General features: G+C 62.3%; 15 protein-coding genes and 2 pseudogenes. 8 read left to right on the forward strand and 9 right to left on the reverse strand.

What is annotated here, in order from left to right; genetic code table 11:
• Positions 1-192 precede the first annotated feature (192 nt).
• From BM140_RS26455 to BM140_RS22695, 6 genes and pseudogenes are all read left to right on the forward strand, one after another.
• A pseudogene (locus BM140_RS26455) lies at positions 193-407 on the forward strand (IS5/IS1182 family transposase); the annotation flags it as partial.
• A gap of 548 nt (positions 408-955) precedes the next feature.
• A complete protein-coding gene (locus BM140_RS22670; protein WP_091951396.1) occupies positions 956-2,434 on the forward strand; it encodes an ATP-binding protein in 1,479 nt (492 codons plus the stop codon).
• Positions 2,431-5,091, forward strand: coding sequence for a Z1 domain-containing protein (locus BM140_RS22675; protein WP_091951398.1), 2,661 nt, complete (start codon positions 2,431-2,433; stop codon positions 5,089-5,091). The genes BM140_RS22670 and BM140_RS22675 overlap by 4 nt, the downstream gene beginning before the upstream one ends.
• Positions 5,081-6,037 (forward strand): PD-(D/E)XK motif protein, encoded by a 957-nt coding sequence (locus BM140_RS22680; RefSeq protein WP_091951401.1) that lies wholly within the window; start codon positions 5,081-5,083, stop codon positions 6,035-6,037. Before BM140_RS22675 ends, BM140_RS22680 begins: the two co-directional genes overlap by 11 nt.
• Complete coding sequence (locus BM140_RS22685; RefSeq protein WP_091951404.1) at positions 6,006-8,096, forward strand: AIPR family protein; 2,091 nt, start codon at positions 6,006-6,008, stop codon at positions 8,094-8,096. Before BM140_RS22680 ends, BM140_RS22685 begins: the two co-directional genes overlap by 32 nt.
• 795 nt (positions 8,097-8,891) lie before the next feature.
• A pseudogene (locus BM140_RS22695) lies at positions 8,892-10,230 on the forward strand (ISL3 family transposase); the annotation flags it as partial.
• A 541-nt stretch (positions 10,231-10,771) separates the two neighbouring features.
• On the opposite strand, the gene BM140_RS22700 reads toward BM140_RS22695, so the two are convergent.
• The 5 genes from BM140_RS22700 to BM140_RS22715 all read right to left on the reverse strand — a co-directional run bounded on the left by BM140_RS22700 (position 10,772) and on the right by BM140_RS22715 (position 17,933).
• Positions 10,772-12,520, reverse strand: coding sequence for a DUF927 domain-containing protein (locus BM140_RS22700; RefSeq protein WP_091951408.1), 1,749 nt, complete (start codon positions 12,518-12,520; stop codon positions 10,772-10,774).
• A gap of 577 nt (positions 12,521-13,097) precedes the next feature.
• The gene (locus BM140_RS22705) at positions 13,098-13,946 is read right to left on the reverse strand and encodes a hypothetical protein (RefSeq protein WP_091951410.1); all 849 of its coding nucleotides are present in this window, start codon (positions 13,944-13,946) and stop codon (positions 13,098-13,100) included.
• A 731-nt stretch (positions 13,947-14,677) separates the two neighbouring features.
• Positions 14,678-14,908 (reverse strand): hypothetical protein, encoded by a 231-nt coding sequence (locus BM140_RS25575; protein ID WP_131803936.1) that lies wholly within the window; start codon positions 14,906-14,908, stop codon positions 14,678-14,680.
• Positions 14,909-15,036: 128 nt separating this feature from the next.
• Positions 15,037-16,182 (reverse strand): alpha-hydroxy acid oxidase, encoded by a 1,146-nt coding sequence (locus tag BM140_RS22710; RefSeq protein ID WP_091951412.1) that lies wholly within the window; start codon positions 16,180-16,182, stop codon positions 15,037-15,039.
• 83 nt (positions 16,183-16,265) lie between these two features.
• The gene (locus BM140_RS22715; protein WP_091951414.1) at positions 16,266-17,933 is read right to left on the reverse strand and encodes an L-lactate permease; all 1,668 of its coding nucleotides are present in this window, start codon (positions 17,931-17,933) and stop codon (positions 16,266-16,268) included.
• Between the two features lie 262 nt (positions 17,934-18,195).
• Between BM140_RS22715 and BM140_RS22720 the strand changes: the two genes are divergently transcribed.
• A complete protein-coding gene (locus tag BM140_RS22720) occupies positions 18,196-18,978 on the forward strand; it encodes an FCD domain-containing protein (protein ID WP_091951416.1) in 783 nt (260 codons plus the stop codon).
• A 177-nt stretch (positions 18,979-19,155) separates the two neighbouring features.
• Here BM140_RS22720 and BM140_RS22725 read toward each other — a convergent pair whose 3' ends face one another.
• The 3 genes from BM140_RS22725 to BM140_RS22735 form a co-directional block, all read right to left on the reverse strand.
• Positions 19,156-19,395 (reverse strand): Lrp/AsnC ligand binding domain-containing protein, encoded by a 240-nt coding sequence (locus BM140_RS22725; protein ID WP_091951418.1) that lies wholly within the window; start codon positions 19,393-19,395, stop codon positions 19,156-19,158.
• A gap of 94 nt (positions 19,396-19,489) precedes the next feature.
• Positions 19,490-20,464 carry a SphA family protein gene (locus BM140_RS22730; RefSeq protein WP_091951420.1) on the reverse strand — a complete coding sequence of 325 codons (975 nt, stop codon included), beginning with the start codon at positions 20,462-20,464 and terminating at the stop codon, positions 19,490-19,492.
• Between the two features lie 75 nt (positions 20,465-20,539).
• On the reverse strand, positions 20,540-20,995 hold the full coding sequence (locus tag BM140_RS22735) for a cupin domain-containing protein (protein WP_425287082.1): 456 nt from the start codon (positions 20,993-20,995) through the stop codon (positions 20,540-20,542).
• 226 nt (positions 20,996-21,221) lie between these two features.
• Between BM140_RS22735 and BM140_RS22740 the strand changes: the two genes are divergently transcribed.
• Positions 21,222-22,256 (forward strand): AraC family transcriptional regulator, encoded by a 1,035-nt coding sequence (locus BM140_RS22740; RefSeq protein WP_091951424.1) that lies wholly within the window; start codon positions 21,222-21,224, stop codon positions 22,254-22,256.
• A gap of 62 nt (positions 22,257-22,318) precedes the next feature.
• Here BM140_RS22740 and BM140_RS22745 read toward each other — a convergent pair whose 3' ends face one another.
• A complete protein-coding gene (locus BM140_RS22745; protein ID WP_091951426.1) occupies positions 22,319-23,854 on the reverse strand; it encodes a flavin-containing monooxygenase in 1,536 nt (511 codons plus the stop codon).
• Positions 23,855-23,939: the final 85 nt, after the last annotated feature.

Genomic DNA, 23,939 nt, shown 5'->3' on the forward strand with positions numbered 1-23,939 from the left:
CGGTGATGCGAAAGCTCTTGGTGACGCTCAACGCCATCGTCCGCGACCGCACGCCTTGGCAGCCACTCACCGCTTGACCTTCAACACAGCCGCTCCGTCGTACGGGCGCTTCCGTGAAGAATTTGGCCCATAGCGCATCCCTCGCAGCGTGGTGGTCAAACGTACCACCACACCACGGGATCAAACACCTAGAGCGGCGAGCGGGCCGGCTACGACGGGGCAAAGCGCAAGCAAGGCTCGAAGCTGCACATGGCGGCGGACCCGCTCATGACCGTTTCCAACTCGCGCATCTGGCCAAGGCCGTGCAGGCAGCCTCCGACGACAGCGTGGAGATCGCCTTCGTCGATCAGGGCAACACCGGCGAGAAGCCGGCCACGACTGCGCTCAAGCTCGGCATCGAAGTCGAGCCCCGATGCCTTGGGAGCGGCCAACCCATCATGCTTAGCCCAAACCGAAAGATAGATTCACAGCCCCGCCCGATCACTGCCCAGCATAAGTCCGGCTCACCCGGATCCGGTAGCAACCGGCCGGCACATCCTACAGCGTGCTCGAAAAGACACAGCCGGAAATTGTTTGACACCGCCGTGGAGCACCAGCTTCGTTCCAACCCAAATTCATGCCTTGATGCTGCAGAACCGAGAGGAATGGGCGATGAACCATGCTTGTCATCCTTGTAGCCTAAGAGCCGCGTCGGATAAGGGCCGGTTCAGCGTTGCGGCATACCGAAGCACAGTCGCTCCGAAATCTGATCACGAGGTTAGCAGCATAGCTCGAATCGGAGATAAACGGCAATTCGCCCAAGATGATGAAGCCGTGCGGAGACTAAGCAACATATCGCGCCGCAGGAGCTGAGGAGCCAACTGTTTGTTCGCATTTTTTAATGTACGACAAAATCTTAACAAAAGGGCACGAAGAAGTGCCCAGAAAAAACAACATATATAACGGAAACGCTCCGATGGCCACGCTCCATCATCTGCCACCAAGCGCCGCTACTCTGACAGCGTCTCTGCGTGATCTTGGTTACGCACTTGAAACCGCAATTGCTGATCTAATTGACAACAGCATCACGGCTGATGCAACCGATGTTCGAATTTTCTGCAATCTGAGCTGCACCCCCGCTGTCTTGGTTGTCGCCGATAACGGGCGAGGTATGACTAAAGCTGAAGTAATTTCAGCTATGCGTCATGGATCAACTGACCCACGGCAGGACCGCGGGCCAAAAGATCTTGGAAGATTCGGCCTTGGATTGAAAACTGCCTCTTTCTCGCAATGCCGCCGCCTGACGGTGATAAGCTCGCAAAGTGGAGAGTATGCCGGTGCCGAGTGGGACCTCGCGCAGGTCGAAGCGGAAGACGACTGGTTCATCAACATTCTCGATTGCAAAGAAATATCCGAACAGCCCTACCTTACTGAACTGAAGAATACAGGAACGCTAGTGATCTGGCGCGATCTTGATCGTCTTTTTGAGGATGAAACTGGCGAAAGACGTGACGAAATCGTCAACGAAAAGCTTGCCGTAGTCGAGCGTCATCTATCACTCGTCTTCCACCGCTTCCTCGCCGGCGAAGTGAAAGGCCGGCGGAGGCTTGCTATCCGCATCAACGGCCATCCAGTCACCCCTTTCGATCCGTTCTGTCGAAAGAACGAGGCAACCCAAGTGTTGCGAGAGGAAAAGGTCTGGATTGGCAATGAGGTAATAGCGATTCAACCTTTTATACTACCTCACCATAGTCGACTTACCGCATCAGAACACAAATACTACCAGGATCGAAGTGATTTTGTATCAAATCAGGGTGCATATATCTATCGGAACGGTCGCCTGATGGCCTGGGGAGACTGGTTCCGACTTATACCCAAAGGCGAAACGACCAAGCTCGCCCGTGTCCAGATCGACTTCACGAACAGCCTCGACGAAGCTTGGACTATCGACATAAAAAAATCCCGGGCTCGCCCGCCGCCTGTAGTGCGTCATCGATTGCGTCAAATTATCGACCAGATCACTGCCCGCAGTGTCAGCATTCATCGGGGCCGCGGCCAAAAGCTGTTTCAGGAAGATCCGGCTCCGTTTTGGGAACGCTATGCCGATCAGCTGGGCATCCGCTTCGCGCTTAACGCAGAACATCCTCTTGTCGCAGCACTACGTTCTCGACTCACCCCAAACGACGCACATTCGCTCGACTTACTGATCCAGTCAGTCGCTGCCTCTTTGCCTGTGGAGATGATATACTCCGACTACTCAACAAATCCGTCAATAGTACGTCAAACGGAAGTGGATGCGCTGGAAGCACTCCGGCGGCTTAAAGGTCTCAAGAAGGCACTATACGGCGACGGCCTAGGTGACGCAAACGCGTTTCTTCAGATTGTACGCTCGACACGTCTATTCGAAGGCCATGTCGAGATCGTCGAAAACTTTATCAGCGAGAGCTTCATATGACCACGACCGTGATTACGGAAGAGAGAAACATCGCGAATGCTCTGATATCGGGGCTGGCAAACTTGGCCGAACCGCCGACGCGAGATGAAGTAGAAGATAAGGCCAAGCAGATAGCTGGGATCTTCGGCTACTCCGGCGACCTCCGCAACATTGTCACGGAGGCTATGATCTCGGTAGACACGCGCATGGGTGCTGGCGTGTCGCTAGTTGATGTTGCCGCAAAACACGATGATCAGTGGGTCCGCAAACGCAGCGACGTCGCTTGGACGTATTCTAACGCCTACGAAAACTTCTTATTGAAGGACGGCTGGCCGCCTCAGATGGTGCAGTCGCTCAGCGATGTCACCGCTCGTATCCTTGGGCACTTGGAGGACCCGCTCAGTGAAGGAGCAAATTGGAGTCGACGAGGCCTCGTTATCGGTCACGTCCAATCAGGCAAAACGGCAAATTACACCGGCCTGATCGCGCGGGCAGCAGATGCTGGCTACAAATTCATCGTTGTAATAGCTGGCATCCACAACAATCTACGCAAGCAGACCCAAGAGCGAATTGACGAGGCGTTCATCGGTCGATCCAGTGATCCTGACGACCGCCGCGCAATCGGAGTTGGCCTCACTCCCGGGTTCCCAAATCCCGCAACTCTGACCAACATCAATGAGGATTTTAATAAAAATACGGCTACAAAAAGCGGCTGGAAAATCAACGACTTTAGTAAGCCGATAATTCTCGTCATTAAGAAAAACGTCACAACTTTGACAGCTCTCCACAAATGGCTAAAGGAGCTAAATGCCGAAGGTGACGGTCGAATTGCAGACGTTCCAATGCTGCTTATTGACGATGAAGCTGACAACGCATCTATCAACACCAATAAAGAAGATCTCAATCCAACACGCACAAATGCGATGCTTCGGCGCATTCTAAGCTTGTTCGCAAAATCCTGCTATGTCGGGTATACAGCGACACCCTTCGCTAACATTTTCATCAACCATGACGCCTACGATGAGGAAGTTCGCGAGGAGCTGTTTCCCCGAGATTTTATCTACTGCCTTGACGCGCCTACAACTTACTTTGGCGCAGAAAAAGTCTTCCTCGATGAAGATACAAGTCAGTCCGTCGTTAGACCCATCGATGATTGCGAGGATTTCCTCCCTCACTCGCACAGACGTGACGCGCTGATCCTTGAACTCCCACCAAGCCTCTACCATGCGTTCGATCAATTCATCGTCGCCCGTGCCATTCGAAACCTACGGGGACAGAGAACCAAACACTGCTCTATGATGATTAATGTCTCCCGCTTTGTGCCTATCCAGAAGGCGGTGCGAGACTTCATAAGCTTACGTGAGAAGAAAATGAGAGAGGCGGTTCGGGCTAACTACCTTATGCCGGAGTCCGTCTCTTCTGCGAACCTGTACATGCAGGCGCTCAGAACGGCATTTGATGCCGAGTACGCCGAAGTAGGCCATACTTGGATTGAAGTCAAATCTCATCTGAACAGCGTGTTTGATCATCTTCACCTATATGTCATCAACAGCAAAAGCGATGAAGCACTCGATTATGCTCGATATGAGAGGGAAGGGATCGGCTTAACCGCAGTTGCCGTCGGTGGCCTAAGCCTTTCGCGCGGTCTCACTATTGAGGGCCTCACCGTCAGCTACATGTATCGCAATACTAGAATGTACGACACGTTGATGCAAATGGGGCGCTGGTTCGGTTATCGTCCGGGCTTCCAAGACCTCTGCCGAGTTCATCTCTCACGAGAATCTATCAACTGGTATTCGCACATTGCCGAGGCTGCTGAAGAACTTACCCAGCAGATCAAGCGGATGCGGCGCGACGGCATGAGCCCGAGAGATTTCGGACTTTACGTTCGGGCTCACCCAGACAGCCTGCTTATCACGGCCGCGAATAAAATGCGCTCCGGCGAAGAGTTAACAGTTGAACAAAGCTTCAGTGGCCGCCTGAGGGAAAGTTACATTGTATCGACTAATCCTGATGTTAACGGTCGCAACTTCGCGTTGATCGCGGAGTACTGGCGCAGCGGTTTTGCAGGACGTCCCGAAGAGCAGACTGATAAGGGTGTCATTTTCCGCGATGTCCCGATTGGCGTGGTGGAGGACTTTCTCAAGCGGTTTGAGACACATTCGACGTTTGCTGGGCTTAAAGCGGACGTAGTTAGCTATCTCGAGCGCATCGCGGAGAGACGCCCGCTTGCTGACGTTCTCCTAATTTCACCCTCGGCTGGATCGGGCGGCGACCAACCCTACACCCTCAAGAATCAAGTGCGTGTCGTTGGAAAGGATCAGGCGAACGGTACGGCATGGCGCCTGAACAAGGACCGCGTTGCGTCCCGTGGAGATGAAAAGCTTGGACTCAGCGACACTCAGCTTAAGGAAGCGGAGGCTTTGGCAACGGAGGAGAACGGCAACGAAACTGTTTCCGATACCCACTACCGAATGGTGCGGAATAAGCCCCTCCTCATGATCCACAGTCTCGCACCTCGAAATGAAGCACTCGTTGGGCCGGTCGCTGCATTTGGTGTCAGTTTCCCGTATGGCGACTACTCGACCACAATCAATGTTGTCGTGAACAAGGTTTGGCTGCAGCAGATGCAGGGCTATGGCGATACCCCGGACGAGGAAGAAGATTATGACGCCTAAGACCGCGCCCTGGGATGATATCGCGATTCCAAATGCTGACTTCAACGTTCGCCAGGTAGTCGGCGAACCGACTGTTCCTTGTTTTTGGGGAAGAGACAGCGACGGATCCTGCTTATTTTTAGTGGAGCTTCAGGGCGATCATGTCCTTCAGTATAGAAAGAACGCGGTCACAGTTCATGGCATTAGGGTTGACCTTAGTGGCGGCGACCCCGGGCAACAGCGCCTTGTCCTTTCGTTGGAAAAACAAGCTGATCGCGACCTCTTCGAAAGTCTTTGTCGCACGCTCGTTTCCTCCCTTGAACGCGCGACAGACTCTAGTAGTGCGCTATCAATTACCCTGACACAGATCCGTCGGTGGAAGGCTTTCCTTTCCGGGCAGAAGCGAAAATTGTCAGCGGAGGAGATACGGGGCCTTTTCGCTGAACTCGCCTTCTTATCGGAGCTTGCCGACCAAAAGGCGTCAACCAGCGACGCAGCCGAAGCCTGGCTCGGCCCTGAAAGGTCTCATCAAGATTTTATTTTCGGAAATACGGCGATTGAGATCAAGTCAGTTTCCGGCAGCGAGCGAAATACAGTTTGCATTTCCTCAGAAGACCAGCTTTGTTCACTCAATGACCGTTTGTTTTTGCGCATCTATCGCTTGAGCAACTTATCTGAAGCGGTAGGCGCGCGCTCTCTCAATGAGATGGTGGCGTCCATACAGGCTCAGTTCGCGGACTCAGCCGATATAATTGATAGCAAGCTTCAAAGTTACGGCTATGCTCCTCTTCCTGATTACGACAACACAAAATACATCGTAAGTGACGTACGCAGCTACCATGTAACTGGAGAATTTCCGCGCCTCGTACGGGCCGTCTTGCCCGCTGGCATTGATGCGGTTGCATACGATATCAGATTAGAAAGCATCGCGCCCTATGAATGCGACAACGCCACCGTCTTCGGGTAAGCAGTTAGAACTGCTTGTTGAGCAGTTTTTTCACAACTTCCGTCAAGGAACTCTGGCCAATGCGGAGGCTAACAGTACTTCTTCGCTCGAAGCTTTCATGGAAGCCACCTCGACGGAGCTGATCGAGACAGGCTTCGTTGAGGGATTTGAGCACTGCCATTATCGAGCCCGGCGCGGCATGCGCGTCGATGGCTATTGGTTCAACGACGAAGGTGCGATTGATATCTTCGTTGCCGATTTCGATTGTCGCCGTCAGCTTGAGAGGCTTACCCACGCGGAAGCCACTGCGGCGTTCAAGCGAGCTGCAAACTTTTTCGAGGCGAGTCTTGAGGGCACCTTAATGCCTGACGTGACTACGCCTGAGTATAGCTTGGTTCAACAAATCGCGGCCCGACGTTCAGTTCTGCGTCAAGTAAATTTCTATTTGACGTCAGAGCGTGAGTTCAGCACTCGGAACCAATCATTCCCCGACGGAAATGTTGGCGGTGTTCGTTCCGCGTATCACGTCTGGGATATGGCGAGGTTTCAGCGTCAACACAGCTCGCGCGGGCGCAAAGAGCCTCTTAATATTGATTTTATTGAGTTGTTTGGGCACGGCATCAGTTGCCTCCCGGCCAATCTCGGGTCAGATACTTATATTTCATACTTGACCGTGATGCCAGCAACGATACTCGCTGCGCTCTACGATAAATTTAGCGCCCGGCTACTGGAGCAAAACGTAAGGACGTTCCTCCAAGCTCGCGCTCAAGTAAATAAGGGGATCCGGGGGACCATTATCAACGAGCCACAAATGTTTTTTGCATACAACAACGGCATCACTGCAACGGCTCAGGAAGTTGAAACGTCTCTTTCCGCAGGTGGGCTGCAGTTAGTTCGCATCACCGATCTTCAAATCGTGAATGGCGGCCAAACCACTGCCTCGTTGTTTCACACGCAGCGGCGTGACAAAGCTGATTTGTCGCAAGTATTCGTTCAAATGAAACTTTCCGTTGTTGATAGTGAACAAAGTGAGATTATCGTCCCGCGAATCTCGGAGTATGCAAACACTCAGAATCGGGTAAATGCGGCTGACTTTTTTTCCAATCATCCATACCATCTGCGTATGGCCGACTTCTCGCGTCGGATCTGGGCGCCTGCACAGCAGGGAGCTCAGCGCGAGACAAAGTGGTTCTACGAGCGGGCACGTGGACAGTATTCTGACGAGCAGCTTAAATTATTATCTGGCGAGCAGAAGCTTTTTGTGTTAGAATACCCTAAGAGCCAGATGTTTACCAAAACCGATCTGGCTAAGTTCGAAAACGTATTCGATGAACATCCAAGATGGGTCAATCTTGGAAGTCAAAAAAATTTCGCGCGCTATGCGCTAAGGATAGGGAAGGAGTGGGAGCGTTCATCCGACCATTTTAATGAATGGTATTTCAAGAGAGCAATTGCGCGGAACATTATCTTTCGTGCAACTGAAAAGCTTGTCTCGGCTCAGTCTTGGTACAATGGTGGCTATCGAGCGAATATCGTCGCATATACGCTTTCTATGCTGTCCGAAATCGTCAAACGTCGTTCTTCTGCTTTGGATTTTCTGCGCATTTGGAATACACAGGCCGTCGATGAGTCGCTTCTCGAAACTATAGTTGTAATAGCTAGTGCAGTGCATGCGGACATCACTAAACCGCCCGCTGGAATTTCCAACATTTCGGAGTGGTGTAAAAAGGACGGCTGCTGGAATAGACTGGTTGCGCAGGTTGATCGTATCTCTGAGGATCTCCCTAATTATTTTTGGGAGCTGCTCGAAAGTGCTGAGGATAACAAGCATGAGGTAAGAACCGCCAAGCAGACGCAGAAAATCGATAACGGTATCGAGGCTCAACGGCGAGTACTATCTGTGCCTCCGCAACAGTGGTCTTTGCTACTCCGCGAAGGCACAAATCGTTGCTTGTTTGGTCCGAGGGATCTTGCTTTGCTCCGCGTTGCTATTCAGATTCCGGCAAAAGTTCCGAACGAGACGCAAAGTGCGGCTTTGTTAAAGCTGCTGTCCAAGTCTCAAGAGGTAGGCATCTTATAGCAAACAGTGTTCCCAGTTGCGTCGCCGATTAGGCGCTGGAGACCTTCCGGTTTTGGTCAGAACCGATGCACAACGCGAGCGTACCCCGACGGTTTTGTCGGGCGACCGCATCGACGGCCTGACCTGTTTCTCGGTACTACCGGCGGACCGCGGCGCGAAGCATGAGCCGCCGGATCAGTACGCCATTTTCACCCTTGAAGACTAGGAAATCATTTCCTCGCGGCCGGCGGGTGCTGCGGCCGTCTACGGCTGGTCGGCGGCTGAAATCTTGGATTGCTCCGATGATCTGACGTTTGCGCCCAACACATCGCCAGCGGCGCTCCGAAGGCGGAGCTGGAGACCGCTTTCCGTGAGGGTCTCGGGCCGGACGTCCGCTGGCAGCTGCAGGAGGACGGCTCTTGCATCTTCGTCGACGGCTTGATGCAGCCGCTCGTGAGCGGCGGGGGTTAGATCCGCGAGATCATCAAGATCGGTCAAGACGTCACCGAGACCCGTCGCGTGCAGCAGGCGTTGGTCAAGAGCGAGGAGCGCCTGCGCATACTCATGGAGGGCATTCCGCAGTTCGTCTGGCGGTCGGCGGACGAGGGCCGCCGGACCTTGGTCGAGCCCGCAACGGCAGGCGTTCACAGGTCAAAGTGTCGTTCCTGCGTCGGGCGGCCTGATGCCCGCGACCGCGCCGTTAGACCTCGGCTTCGCGCCGCCGGCGCGGCTCTGGTGGCGTCGCACAAGCGTACGCGATATCGCGAAGCCCATCCGGTGCCCGCACGAGGACCTGCGCGAGCGCGTGGTCGAGGAAGGGTGTGTCGCTTCCGGTGCAGCCATTTCCCGGGTCGGATCTTCGCCGAACGCGTGCCGGGGCTGGGCGCGCGCAAGGCGCGCCGCAGCGACCGATTGGCCGAGGCGCAAACCGATATCGGTATGGTGCTGGGCGGGGAGCCCGGCGCTCGGTTGTCGCGGCGGCTGGCCATGCCGGTCAGCGGCGACACGGTCCTGCGCCTGATCCGCCGCCGCGGGACCGTGCCGTCCTCGCCGCCGCGCGTAGTCGGCATCGACGACTGGACCTGGCGGCGCGGCCGATCCTACGGCACCATCGTGTGCGACCTGGAACGGAAGCGCGTCATCGACCTGTTGCCCGGCCGCTCGTCGGCGCCGGTGCGGGACTGGCTCGCCGCCCATCCGAGCGTGACCCTCATCAGCCGTGACCGCTCGGGACCCTACGCCGAGGCCGCGCGCACGTGAGCGCCGGCGGCGACGCAGGTCGCGGATCGCTGGCATCTGCTCGTCAACGCGTCCGAGGCGCTGCGCGGTATCGTCGAACGGCACCAGCCTCTAGATCCGGGACGTGTTCCACCGCGGCATGCACGATCGCTCTGCCTCCCCTGACCTAACGGAGAGCGCACGCACGCCAGAGGTAAACAGCCGGCGACGCGACCGCTGCGAGACAGCCCTGTGCCTCCACGGCGAAGGTCTGTCGACCAAGGAGATCGCTCGCCGTATCGGTGCGTCACGCGACGCTGTGCGCCGCTGGCTCCGGGCGGGCCGGTTCATGCCCTACCGTCGAGCACCGGGTTCGAGCCGGCTCGACCGCCATCTCCCCTTCGTCGAGACGCGCTGGCAGGAGGGCCAGCACAGCGCCACCGTCCTTCACCGCGAGTTGCGCGCGCAGGGCTTCACCGGCACCGACATCGTCCGATGCTGGGCTGCGCGACGGAGGCAGGGTGCGCCGGCCCGACCACCGGCCGCCCGGATCCCCTCGACACGCCGCATCACCCACTGACTCACCTGCGACCCGACCGCGCTGTCACGGGAGGATCGCGCCTTCGCCGACGCGGTCTGCATCGCCGCGCCGAAGCTGAAGCAAGCCGCCGAGGATGTACGCGCCTTCGCCGACCTCCAGCGGCAGAGAGATCCCACCGGACTGACGCCATGGCTGGAGGCTGCAGCCGCAACCGATCTCGGCGGCTTCGTCGCCGGGCTCCGGCAGGACGAAGCAGCCGTGCGCGCAGCCATCGTCGAACCCCGGAGCAACAGCCCGGTCGAAGGGCAGGTCAACCGCCTCAAACTGATCAAGCGCAGCATGTACGGCCGGGCCAAGTTCGATCTTCTGCGCCAGCGCGTCCTGCATGTCGCATGAACCGAGACCGGCAGAGCTTCGGCAAACGATAGCCCAAAAGCACTGAAAGTGCGGATGAACCCTTTTTCCACGCCGATTCTCAGGGTGTCCGAGGCGCAGCGGTCCGCTATCGGACTTCTCGGCAAGACCAAGGCGCTGGGATGGATCGCTCGGCGGCAAAAGCTGATGCCCAAACAGGCCGAAGCCGCGTGGCGCTCTCCAAACCGTGCTGTCAGCCTGCTCGGCGACGGGGGCGAAGACGGCCTGGGTTATGATTTCGAGGCCGTCCGGGCCAACGGCGATCGCTGGCGCTACGAGGTCAAGGCCTCGACCGGAGACCTCTGCGAGTTCGAGTTAGGGCCGCCCTGGAGGCGTCGTCGGACAAGGGAACACACTTCCGGGTGCTCTTGTCCTTGCGCAGCCGACCAAGGTGCTTACGCCAGCGCGCATCCTCCTCTGTAGGAGGCAGTGCAGGCGTTTGCTACCGCGCTGTCATGATCGGCTTAAACGGAATGTCGGCCCCCGCCGACTTCCCTCCGGGGAGGGAAGTCGGCGGGTGGTCTTACTTCGGGATCGGCAGGCGCAACACGATGCACTTGCCCTTCCAGCCCGGCGCGCGCGGAGTCGTCACCGCCCACTCGTAGCCCCGGCCCATCGGACGCTTGGCCGCGTCCGACTTCACCAGCGCGCCCTGCTCGTCGAGCCACGACAACACAGCCTGAAGATGCGCCGAATCAGATTTGAACCAGCGCACGAACTCCGTCGAGCGGATCGCCACCAACTCGTCGGGCCCCTCGGTCGTGCGGAAGCCGACATCCGTATCGAGCCGCGCCTCCTGCTTGCGCGGCAACGGCATCTCGGTGAGGCGCTGGTGCAGGATCGCCTTGGCCTCCTCCAATGTCGTGTCGCGCAGCCGGCTGAGCTTGAGTCCGTCGCGGAAGCACGCCTTGACCGCCTTCCGAGCAGCAAGGGCCCGCCAAGGCGGCGGCAGCAGCCCCATGTCCATGGCCAGTCGAAGGCCGGCGTAGACCGTCCCGAAGTTGCGCGCCGCGTGGTTCACCGCTCCATCGGCGTCCTTCAGAAACAGGCTGTTCACGAACTCATCGACGTAGGCCTGCGCACGCGGCTTGAGCTCCTCGCCGAGGTCGATCAGTCCGCGCAGATAGGCGTCGAACACAACGCCGTGGTTCGCCGCGCAGGCCTCGCGCATCTCGGCCATTTGGCGGTGCGCCCAGCGGGTGAACGCCTCGTCCGTCAGGGCGGGCGGCCGGCGGTCGAAGACCGTGGAGTTGCCGCTGTGCACCGCCGGTACGTCGAGGCAGCGAGCTACCTCGCCGCCCTGACGCGTCGTTCCGGCCTGCAGGGCCAGCGCCTCAATGGCCTCCTCCGAGGACAGCACGTAGACGAGCGACCAGCCTGAGGCGGCCGCATCGCTGGCGTAGACCGACTCGCCGGCGCGGACCTTGTCCTTGCCCTCGCTCAGTCCATAGATCATCGGGCTGAGGGTGGCGTAGGCGTTCCGGCCGAGCAGGCCGGCCTCGTTGACGAACAGCACGCCGTCGTTGCTGGTGATGGCGATCTGATCGAGCCCGGTGATGGTCGCCTTAAAGCTCGGCAGCGCCGCCTCCGTACCCAGGCCGATGACAGAGCCCCCGATGACCTGCGCCGTGGACTTGCCGGTTTTCGTCTTGCCAAACAGGTTGATGCCCCACGACTGCATCCCGAGCAGCCGCAGGAGCGGGCCGGCGAAGGGCACCCCGAGCATCAGCGTGGCCCGCGTGGACCAGCGCGCGCGGCGGGCGATATCACGCTGAAAACCCTCGATCGTTCCGACGTTGCCGAACACGATCTGACGCTTCTTGCCGGGCTCGGGCCGGGGCGGCAGCACCTCCGCGATGCCGGGAATGGCCCCGACGACATGGGTCGGGCGCACGAACGCATCCTGCCCGTTCTTGTACCACCCGGGCTGCGCAGCATGGCGCACGTAGCACGGGGGCGGCTGGTCGATGGCGGCTTGGATCGCGTCCGCAGACGCCTTGGTCGTAAGCGCGGCGTTGTGCTTGCGCAGCGCGGCCAGAACCTCCGTCGGCCTTTCCGATTTTTCGCACGGCACGTCAGCGAGGACGCGCTCGCCGAGGTCGGACATCGCTTCGAAGCGGTCGAACGCGAGATTGGTCGCCTCATCGACGACACGGGCAACTTTGGCGACGACGGGACGTGGGGCCGACTGGATCCGTTCGAGCTTGACTGTTTTACGCTGCCGGTCGCGGCGCGCCGGCTTCCGGTAGGGGATCAGAGCTTTGCCTGGCATGGGCAATCTCGCATTGTTAGCGTGCCGCGCGTACCGGCTGTGCCGGGAGCGGGCGCGCTGGGTTTAATGGGGGTGGCACGCCCGGCACGGGTGGCACGCTCTCTGGGCGCGCTACGGTCGTGCATTTCACGGTGAAATGAGCGTGCTGCAGTTCACATCATTTTCGTGGTCGGAGACTCCTCTGCAGTCCCCCCAGGCCAGTCGTTGAGGAAGGACGGGTTTCGGTGACGACATCGGCTTCGGTTTCAGGCTCCTTCGCATCGAACGGCACGCGGCCTCGCAGAGGCGTCGTGCACGCGTGATGGGGGCAGTGAATTTGCGTTCGCGCTCCTTAGGTTCGGCGCTGACCGCGCAGCGGTCGGCGGCATGGTTCAGTGCAGAAGGGCACCGCGACCGCGGGCAGGATCTCCTTCTCGGCTTCATCGGCACCATCCCTCATCGAGTGGTTGTGCCGGGTGACAATGGGCGTCGTTGGGGGCTCGCCTCCTTCGAGCTCGTTTCGGGGGCTTGGGGTTGCTGGCCTTCGTTTTGGCTTCCGGGCTCCTCCCTCAGATTTGGGCTTTGTGACCGCCCAGGCTCAGGCGATGACCTTCATGCTCAAGCCGAGCAGCATGATCCGGCCGTTCAGCCCGGCTCGGTCGAGCGCCCGAACCGTGCGGATCTGTTGTTCGACGGTGAGCGGGCGGTCGCGAGTGTTTCGCACCGGATTGGCCCGACCCGGCTTGTCTTGCTGGATGGTCTGGCGCCGGGCGAAATCGGATTTGAAGCTGTAGGCGACCGCCGCGAGGTCGCCATCGAAGGGCGTCGAGCGAACGGGGCGGCGGACCGCGTCCGTCGCGGGCACAAGCCGCTTCAACTTCGGCGCTGCGGCCTCGACATCCACTGCCGGGGCAAGACCGTAGAGGTGCACGCAGGCGTGCGGCTCGAACCGGTCCGCCTTGTCGAGCGCACGGCGATCGTCCTCGTTGAAGCTCAGGTCGAGCCCAAACACGCCGCGAGTCAGCCCGGCCTGCTGGAGCAACGCGGCGTAGCCTTCCCACGATCTGTCAAACGCGATCGCCGCGTCTCCCGGGCGCGCCGGCAGAATGATCGACAGCACCCGCCAGGGGCCAAGTTCCGCGTGCGCCTTATGGAAGCGCGCGATGATCCGCACCATAAGTCGCTGCACCGCCCGGCCGCACTGCGGACAGGCCGGATGCAGGCAGCGGTGGCGGCGGTCGCAACGGCGCAGCTGGGCGGCGATGCGGAGGAGTTCAGGATCACCCGCGGCGTGCTTGCGCAGCCGCTTGGTGAGCTTCCGAGCGGCTGCTTTTGCATCGCGCGGGCGCGCGGGCGGGCGATGGTTACGGCCCTGGCGCCAGGTCGGCCCCTTGATGCCGTAGCCCTGGCCCCGCCGCAGCATCGCGCGGAGGAGGCCAGCGGCCACGTGCTGAGCGGGCGTGGTTGGGTCATCGCAGACCAGCCCGAGTCGAGGCGGTGGGGGCGTACGTCGAGAGTTGTGACCGATGGATGGTGGCATCGTCGCTCTTCCAAGGTTGCGTTCGGAAAAGCCCGTGATGCTGCTTTGAGGGCACCCCGATCAGCGAGGGTGCCTTGAGGCTGCAATTCTCCGTTGGCGCTGCACAGGAAGGCGGAGCCACCGGGTCACGTGTCAGGCAACCAGCCGAAGCCAGGTGCATCAGCGACAGGCCGAACTAGGGCTTGAGGATGGGTGGGGTGATGAGTTTCATCAAGTGGTGTGGTCAATTTTACTGACGACTGCGTTGGGTAGGTCTAGAAAATGCTACACAGTGGTGCTACACATGCCCTGTTAGCGGCAGATCTAACCCATTGATTTGCTTGAATGTGCTTGCCAAAACGCCCAGTCCTTTCCTGGGCACCAACTGATCTCCAAGTTGTTGAGATCGTTGGTTTTCTAAGTTTCGATCCCGCGCGAGGTGACCGGGTACGGGATTTTTCTGGCCGAACGGGCCAGCTTCGCTTGGTCAGCGGTGCGCGTGCAGACCGCGCTTTGCCGGCTTGCGTCGCCCGTCCTCGTCCGCGCGGCGGGCTTCGGCCCGTACGAGGTCCCGTACGACTCCCTGGTGACCCATCACGTCACGGGCCGGGACCGAGCATGGACCCGCGACGGCGGCCGGAAACGATGCCGTCCCGGCGTCATGGAGGATCCATTTTGCCGGCAGCCCGCCGCCAGCGCTGCATCGCGCTTGGGCCGGAACGTCTGCACTCCGCCAATTCCAGGCGTTCCAGCTCCAAACAGGCGGCGAGAGTGCTCGCGTTCTTCACACCGCTTGAGAACCCGGATCGTATTTTGATGACCGACGTGCTGATGAATTCATCGGTCAGGGCTTGTAGAACAGCCTTCTCGTCCTCATTGAGCGCGCGCATTGTGATTCCGCTGGCTGAGTGATGCCGATCTCTGAAATGATGGACGCCGTTGGGGGGATCGTGTCGCAAGCGTTCGATGATCGAATGTTGGCTGTGCTTCCTGACCTTCGACTGAGACGATGGCCGCTTCAGGAAAAACGCAGGTTTGCCCGGGTGAGCCGATCGATGGACGCGCATCCCATCAGCCGCATATCGCGTTCGATCTCGGATCGCATGAGTTCGAGGGCACGTTCGACGCCGGCCTGACCGGCTGCCGCGAGGGGGAACAGGTAGTAGCGGCCGAGGCCGACGGCTTTGGCTCCGAGGGACAGCGCCTTCAGCACATGGGTGCCGCGCTGGACGCCGCCATCCATGATCACGTCGATCCGGTCGCCGACCGCATCGACGATTTCGGCGAGTTGGTCGAAGGCCGAGCGCGATCCGTCGAGTTGCCGGCCGCCATGGTTCGACAGGATGATCCCGGTGCAGCCGATCTCGACCGCACGCTTGGCATCCTCCACCGACATCACGCCCTTCAGGCAGAACTGGCCCCCCCATTCCCGCACCATCGCGGCGACGTCGTCCCATGACAGGCTGGGATCGAGCATCTCGGTGAAGTAGCGGCTGATCGAGAGCGCGCCTCCGCCCATGTCGACGTGACCGTCGAGTTGCGGCAGCTTGAAGCCTTCGTGGGTCAGGTAGTTGATCGCCCAGGCCGGCTTCAGCGCGAACTGCATCATCCCGGCCGGCGTGAGCCGGAAGGGGATCGAGAAGCCGGTGCGCTTGTCGCGCTCGCGATTGCCGCCGGTGATGCTGTCCACCGTCAGCATCATGACCTCGATGCCGGCCTGCTTGGCCCGGGCCATCATGGCGCGGTTCAGGCCGCGATCCTTGTGGAAGTAGAACTGGTAGACCTGGGGGCTGCCGCTGATGCGGCGCGCCTCCTCCAGGCTCACGGTTCCAAGCGACGAGACGCCGAACATCGTCCCGAATTTTCCCGCTGCCGCCGCGACCGCCCGCTCGCCCTGATGGTGGAACAGCCGCTGCAGGGCGGTGGGCGAGCAATAGACGGGCATGGCCAGGCGCTGGCCCATCACCGTCACCGACATGTCGATCTCGCCCACGCCGCGCAGGACGTTGGGCACGAGCTGGCAGGTCTCGAAGGCGGTGGTGTTGCGCCGATAGGTGACTTCGTCGTCGGCCGCGCCGTCGATGTAGTCGAAGATCGGCCCCGGCAGGCGCTGCTGCGCCATGCGGCGGAAATCGTGGAAGCTGTGGCAGCTCTTCAAGCGCATCTCGGGTCTCCGCTGGCGCAGCGTGGCGGCGCCGGATGAGGAAGGAAGGCCGGGGGCCGCCGCGGGCCCCCGGTCCGGAAGGCTCAGTGCGCGAGGGCGGGAACCGGCATGGCCGGGACGAGGGCGGTGAAGGGCGGCACGTAGGCCTGCAGCATCACCAGCACGCCGACGAGGGCGGCGAGCGCGATCGAGTGGAAGAAGACGTAGCGCAGGATCTTCGCCTCGCCGCCGTACCACTGCGTCGCGGTGGAGGCGACGACAATCGATTGCGCGTCGATCATCTTGCCCATCACGCCGCCCGACGAGTTCGAGGCGGCCATCAGGATCGGCGAAAGGCCGAGTTGCTCCGCCGTGATCTTCTGCAGGCCGCCGAACAGCACGTTCGAGGCGGTGTCCGAACCCGTCAGCGCCACGCCGAGCCAACCCAGCATCGCCCCGAAGAAGGGGTAGATGAAACCGGTCTGGGCGAAGGCCAGCCCCAGGGTGGCGTCGGTGCCCGAATACTTGGTGACGTAGCCGAGCGCCAGCATGGCCGAGATCGTGAGCAGGGAGTAGCGCACGAGCCAGGCGGTGCGTCCGTATTCGCGCAGCAGCTTGAGCGGGTTGAAGCCGAGGATCAGGCCGCCGACGATCGCCGAGAGGAGGATGCCGGTTCCGGTCGCCGAGAGCAGGTTGAGGGTGTAGACCGCCGTCTCGCTATGGGCGCTGGCGACGACCGGCGGCATCTTGAACACGAGGTTGTGCAGGCCGGGGATCGGCATCCGCCACACCCAGATCGCGTCGAGCCAAGCGCGGAACTGCGGTGCGCCCCAGGCGAAGACGAAGACCGACAGGATCAGCCAGGGCAGCCAGGCCCGGAACACCGTCCCGGCGCTGTGGCCGTGGCGCGGTGCGACCGTGGCGGGCTGCGCGCCGCCGTCCGTCGCGGTCCAGATGCGCGCCGGCTGCCAGACCCGCAGGAAGCCCGCGAGCGCCGCCATCGAGCAGATCGCCGCGACGACGTCGACGAGCCAGGGACCGTGGAAGTTCGAGACGAGATATTGCGGAACTGCGAAGGCGAGCCCGGCCACGAGGAGCGCCGGCCAGACTTCCAGCATGCCCTTGCGGCCGGCAAACGCCCAGATCAGCCAGAACGGTACGAGAAGCGAGAAGAACGGGAGCTGACGCCCGATCATGCCGGAGAGTTCGATCAGGTCGAGGCCCGTGACCGCGGCAAGGGCGATGACGGGGGCGCCGAGCGCGCCGTAGGCGACCGGCGCCGTGTTGGCGATGAGCGAGAGGCCGGCGGCGGCGAGCGGCGTGAAGCCGAGCCCCATCAGCATGGCGGCGGTCACCGCCACCGGCGTGCCGAAGCCCGCCGCCCCCTCGAAGAAGGCGCCGAACGAGAAGGCGATGAACAGCAGCTGCAGCCGCCGGTCCGGCGTGATGCCCGCGATCGAGTCGCGCAGGATGTCGAACTGCCCGGTCCGCTCGGTCAAGCGGTACAGGAAGATCACGTTCAGGATGATCCAGCCGATCGGCAGGAGGCCGAACGCGGCTCCGTAGGCCGCCGTCGCGCCGGCCATGGGGGCGGGCATCCCGAAGCCGAGCACCGCCACGGCCAGGGCCACGGCGAGGCCGAGCAGCGCCGCGATATGCGCCTTGAGATGCAGAAGACCGATGCCGCCCAGCAGCACCAGGATCGGCAGCGCCGCGAGCGCCGTCGACCAGAACGCATTTCCCAACGGATCGTAGACTTGGTTCCAGCTCATGGTGCGGTCCCCCCTCCAATGCACGACGTGATCCTCGCCGCGAGCCGGACAGCCTCCATCGTCGGCCCCGACGCGTGGCGTGCGCGTCGAAGCCGGAGGCCGTGTCCGATCAGCTGTGTCGCAGAGCCTCGGTTTCCTGTGTGAACCGAGTGCGATTCTTTGGTAAATTGATTTTACCACACGCGTCAATTGGAAATCTCGGTTTCCCGCGTTAAGGTCGGGCCGTCGGTTTGGCCATTGGATCCGATCGCGGGAGCAGGCGGTGGAGCAGGACTCGATCAAGGGGAGCAGCGTCGCCGAGAGCACGGCCCGCCACCTCAAGGACCTGATCGTCGAAGGCGCCCTCAGCCCGGGCGATCAGCTCCTGCCGGAGCGCGATCTCGCTCAGCAGCTCAACGTGTCGCGCCCGACCCTGCGGCAGGGCATCAAGATCCTGGAGGAGGAGGGCCTCATCGTCGCCACCCCGTCGGGCCGCTCGGTGGCGCCGATCGGGCGGGACATCACCGATCCGCTAATCGCCCTGATCGCCTCCCACGCGGAGGTCGTGGACGACTATCTCGAATTTCGTGCCACGACCGAGCGGATGGCCGCCCGGCTCGCGGCCGAGCGGGCCAACGTGGTCGACCGCAAGCGCCTGACCGCCTGCATGGAGCGCATCGACCGTGCCCATGAGGGCGGAGCGCAACGCGAGGAGGCGGAGGCGGATGTCGACCTGCACATCGCGGTCTACGAGGCGAGCCACAACCTCGTCGTCCTGCATACGATGCGGGCGCTCTCGGGCATGCTGCGTCAGGGCGTGATCGAGAATCGGGAGACGCTGTTTTCACGTCCGGAGACGCGCGATCAGCTGCGGGCGCAGCATCGGGCGATCTACGAGAGTGTCATGGCCGGAAACGTCGAGGAGGCCGGCAACGCCGCGGAGATGCACATCCATTACACCCACCGGGCCCTCAACGAGATCAAGGCCTCGCAGGCGCGTCTCCAGGTGTCGCTACGCCGGCTGAACGGTGGCCATGTCGCGGCCCGGCACGGCGTCGAACGTTAGAGCATCGTCCCGAAAGCCGGTTTCCACCGTTCGGGCCGATGCCCCGATGCGGCCCGGCTCCGCTGCCCCGCTCGCCCCACGGCCGTCGGCGGGTTTGCGGGGCTTCGTGCGGAATGGCCGGGATATCGGCGCCGCGGCGCTTGGCGAGCCTATGACCGCCGTCCCTGGGCGGCCCTGTCAGAGAAACGCCTTGAAGGCGATGATCGTCTCGGAATCCTTGACGTTCTTGAGTTGCAGCAGGAACTCGTTGACGAACAAGCCGATGTCGGTCTCGTTGTCGACATGGAATTTCGCCATGATATCGAACCGACCGGCCGTCGAATAGATTTCCGATGCCAGATTCATGGACAGGAGGCTGTCGGAAACCTCGTAGGTCTTGCCGATCTCGCATTTGATCTGCACGAAGAACGTCTTCATTCCTGTCCCGCCCTATCGATCCGCCGGGCGCCGATGGTATGCGCACCGTCGGCCGTGTGCAAAGCGTCCGGTCCGTGAGCCGGACGCGTCGCTCTCAGTTGAAGTGGCCGACCCAGCGCATGGTGTAGCGCTGACCCTCGGGCCGGTTCTGCGCGCCGAACTCGTAATAGGCGTTGAAGAACAGAAAGTTGTCCTTGTTGATCGCGTAGAGCGCGCCGGGGCCCAGCGCGAAGACGCGCTCGCGCCGCCCCGGCACCGCGGCGCCGTTGGCGAGCGTATCGCTGATCTGCTGCAGCCAGTAGCCGTTGACGCCGAGCTTCAGCTCTTTCGTCACGCTGAACTCGCTGGCGAAGTTGGCATGCAGCGCCTGTCCGGCCTGCGTCGTCAGCGCGGTCGGGCCGAAGCCGACATTCGGGCGGTCGTTCTCGGCGTTCCAAAGGTAGTGGAACCGCGCCGAGACGGTCCAGTCCGGCGTCACGAACAGGGTGCCGGCGACGTAGGGGTTGAACGAGAAGAAGTTCGAGCCGGGATTGACCGCCGCCTGCGGGTCGTAGCGCCCGGTCGGCAGGATCATCTGCGCCTCGATGCGGCCGATGAAGAGCGGCCCCTTCTCGCCCATGATCGGGTCGAACTGGATGAACGGGCCGATCAGCAGGTCGCCGATGCCCTGGCGCGCCTTCAGCACCGCGCCGCCGAGGCCGTCATCGGCGCTGGAATCGATGATCGCCGGCACGATGACGTCGATGCCGAGCGACCCCGAACCGATCTTGATCGGCGAGACGTAGAGGAGCTGGGTGAGGCTGGCGAAGACGGTGACGTTCTCCCGCGGCAGGCCGAGGCTGGCCCCGCGATTGTCGGTCAGGCGCCCGGCCGAATAGACCTGAAGATACTGGGTCGGGTACCAGCCGGGGCCGGAGGGCGGCGCGCCGTCGAGGAAGCTGGTGAAGCCGAGGTTGAGGTTGGGCAGGTCGTAGGCCTGCGCCGGGGCCGCGACCCCCACCGTTGCCGCCAGCGCCCATCCGGCCCGCCGCGCGATTCTCTCCCGCCTTGCCGCTTTCCGTCTCGTCATGTCTGCCCCCGTCGTTCGTCGTTCGTCGTTCGTCGCGCCCGCCCGACGGGCAGGCGCGGTGTGGATGGGAGGGGCTCAGGCGCCCGGCACCGAGCCCGGCGGCAGGAAATCGACCTCGCAGGCCGCGGAGCGGCGCACGACCTCCTCGGGATCGGTCAGGTCGTGGAGCTGGTCGAACAGCTCCTTCAGCCGCCGGCCGGGGCTGACCCAGAAGATCGCCCGGTTCGGCTTGTCGGTGCGGTTGTAATAGGCGTGCGGCTTGCCCTTCGGCATGCAGACGAGGTCGCCGACGCCAGCCTTCAGCCACTGGCCGTCGAGATAGAGGTCGAAGGTCCCTTCCAGGACGTAGATGAACTCGTCCTGGGTCGGGTGGATGTGCGGCGGCACGAAGGTGCCCGGCGGATCGTAGGTTTCGAAGGAGAAGGCGCTGTCGCAATTGGCCTTGAACCAGTAGGTGTGGCCGAGAACGTTCCAGACGGTTCCGTCGACGCCCTCGCCGGCTCGGGTAATGCCGGCGGCCAGCGGTCCGATATCGCTCATCTTTTCCTCGCTCTGCTGATTTGTTGGGCGGTCAATTCTGAATAACGACGGCCCGTTTCGGGAAATAGTCAGGTTTCGGCCTCGATCCGGCTATCCCTTTCGCGAGCCGGCTATCCGGATCGCGCGGGAAAACCGGAGCGTCCCGCACGAGGGGGCTTGCCTCGGTTTTGCGGCCACAGGCACCATCCGCCGATGGGCCTGGACGAGCGATGGGACCATGGACGACGACGCGAACCGCGATGTGGGACACCGGCCGGACGCCTCCCGTCCGCTGGCCCGCTACGCGCTCGTCGAGACCCGTGACCCGGAGGCGGCGCGCGACCGGATCGGGCGGATCTTCTGCCCGCACCGGCTCGTCCCGGTGGGCGCGGACGCCGCCGCCCTGTTCGAGGCGCGCCATCACATGGTCGGCTTCGGGGGCTTGACCATCAACTACGTCGCCTACGGCGCCGAGGTGGAGATCGATCCCGGCTTCCTCGACCGGTTCTTCCTGTTGCAGATCCCCCTCGCCGGCGCGGCTCTGGTCCGCAGCGGGCCGCACGAGACGTTGGCCGATCCCGAGCGGGCGACCCTGCTCTCGCCGCTGCTGCCGACCCGGATGGTCTGGGAGGCGGGCTGCGAGAAGCTGATCATCCTCGTGCCGCGCGAGGTCGCGGAGGAGCACGTCGTGCGCGTCCTCGACCGGATCCCCAAGCCCTTCGGCTTCGATCCGGCGATCGATCTGCGGCGCCCGCGCGGGGCGGCGATCCTGTCCCAGGCCAAGCTCCTGCAGCACCTCGCCGAGAGCCAGCCGCAACCGGGCGCCGGCATGGACGTGTTCGAGAGCGAACTCGCCTCCGCCTTCGTCACCCTGCTCGTCGGGCACATGCTGGAGCATGCGGAGGGCAGCGCCTCGCTGCTGCGGCCGCAGCGCGTCTCCGTCGCGCCGGCCCATGTGCGCCGGGCCGAAGAGTATATCCGCGCGCATCTCGATTCCCCTCTGACCCTGCCGCACCTGTCCGAGAAGGCCGGAAGCAGCGTCCGCTCGTTGCAGGAAGGCTTTCGCCAGTTCCGGGACAGCACGATCTCGGACTTCATCCTCACCCAGCGCCTGGATCGCTGGCGGGCGCTCCTCCTGGCCTCCGATCCGGAGGCCAAGGTCGGCGACCTCGCGCTGGCGGTCGGGCTCAACCATCTCGGCCGCGCGGCGGCCGCCTATCGCGACCGCTTCGGCGAGGTGCCGTCCCAGACCCTGCGCAACCGGCGGCGCTGAGCCCGCGGGATGCCAGTCTCCGCGCTCGTCCCCTCCCCACAAGGGGGAGGAGAGACCCGGCGTCACGCCGCCCGCGAGGTCTCGACCGCCCGGAGGCCGAGGGGCTGGGGCGCGGCGACCGCCCGATAGTCCGGCGCCTGCTCGAGCAGCGCGGCGTAGACCGGCGGGCGCAGCGGCAGGAAGGCGGCGGTCAGCGGATTGCCCTCGCGGGTCCGCACGCCGATATCGGCCAGGAGCCCCGAGAAGTGATGGTTGTGGTAGGGCGCGATGCAGAGGCCGCCATAGGCCTTGGCCGAGGGCCGCTCGCTGCGCCGCCATGCCAGCGAGCGGGCGATGCCGGCCTCCATCTGCGCCCGGCTCGGCTGGCGCGCGAGCTTCCCGTCCATGAAGCGGACCAGCCAGTTGGCGCCGAGTTCGGCCGAGAGGTTGGTGGCGAAGCTCGAATTGAAGCCGACGAAGCCGAGATCGGGCAGGTCCGGGTTCACCACCATCCGGTAGAGCTTGTACTGGCCGTCCCTGTCGATGAGCTTGGCCCGGTCGGACGCGTCGAGGATCGGGATGTCCTGGCGCCAGCCGGTCGCCATCACCACGAGGTCGGCGGGCACACGCTGGCCCCCGGTGAGCACCGCGTTCGACCCTTCGTAGGAGGCGATGGTGCCCTGGATCGTCTTGATCTTGCCCTCGGTGACGAGCTTGTAGAAGCCCGGCGTCTCGACGGCGAGGTTGCAGTGGATGTCGTCCTCGATGCGCGTCTTGGGCAAGAGGCCGTTCTTCTTCAGCTTGAACTGCGTCTTCAGCAGCGTCTCCAGCGCGCGCCAGTTCGCCCAGATCAGCGGGGTGGCGAGCTTCTGCACGAGGCGCCGGACCGGGCCGGCGTCGAAGGGCAGGAACATCGATTCCGCGGCGCGGCAATAGAGGATGTTCTTGAAGTTGATCAGGCCGCCGAAGAAGTACGGGATCTTCCAGGCCGGATCGAGATAGACCAGCGTCACCCCCTGCGCGCCGTGCTTGACCGCGCTCACCGCCACGTCGGTGGCCGATTTCGAGTACCCCAGCACGATCACCCGCTTGCCGCGGACCGATTCCGCGTCGGTGTGCTCGCTCGAATGCAGGATCGTCCCGCCGAGCGCGCGGAAATCGTCGGCGCCGGGATGGACCGGCTTGTTCTTCTGGCTGAACTGGCCGGTGCAGAGGGCGACGAAGTCGTAAGCCTCGGTCCGGCTCGCGCCGTCGGCGCCCGACACCGTCACGTCCCAGCCGCGGTCCGAGCGCTTCTTCAGCGTCTCCACCGACTGGCCAAAGCGGATCAGGGGCACGAGCCCGAAGCGCTCGGCATAGGCGCGCAGGTACGCGAACACTTGGCCGCCCGAGGGCCATTCCGGGTAATCGGCCGGCATCTTCATCTGGCTGAAGGCGTAGATGTCCTTCGGCGTCTGGGTCTTCACGTCGGGATAGGAGCGTGAGGGGTCCCACACGCCGCCGAGTTCGGGGCCGCGCTCGATCACGGTGACGCGGTGGCCGCGCTCGCGAAAGGCTTTCGCCGCAGCCAGCCCGCTGATGCCCGAGCCGATGACGCAGACGTTGCGTTGCGTGACCATGATGACGACCCTCCTCGCTCAAGTGCCCGGTTCGGGGCGCTCCTCATGCAGGAAATGTCATCCGGGCCGGCGTGCCGGGCTATCC

It is taken from the genome of Methylorubrum salsuginis (assembly GCF_900114375.1).
GTDB classification, from domain to species: Bacteria; Pseudomonadota; Alphaproteobacteria; order Rhizobiales; family Beijerinckiaceae; genus Methylobacterium; species Methylobacterium salsuginis.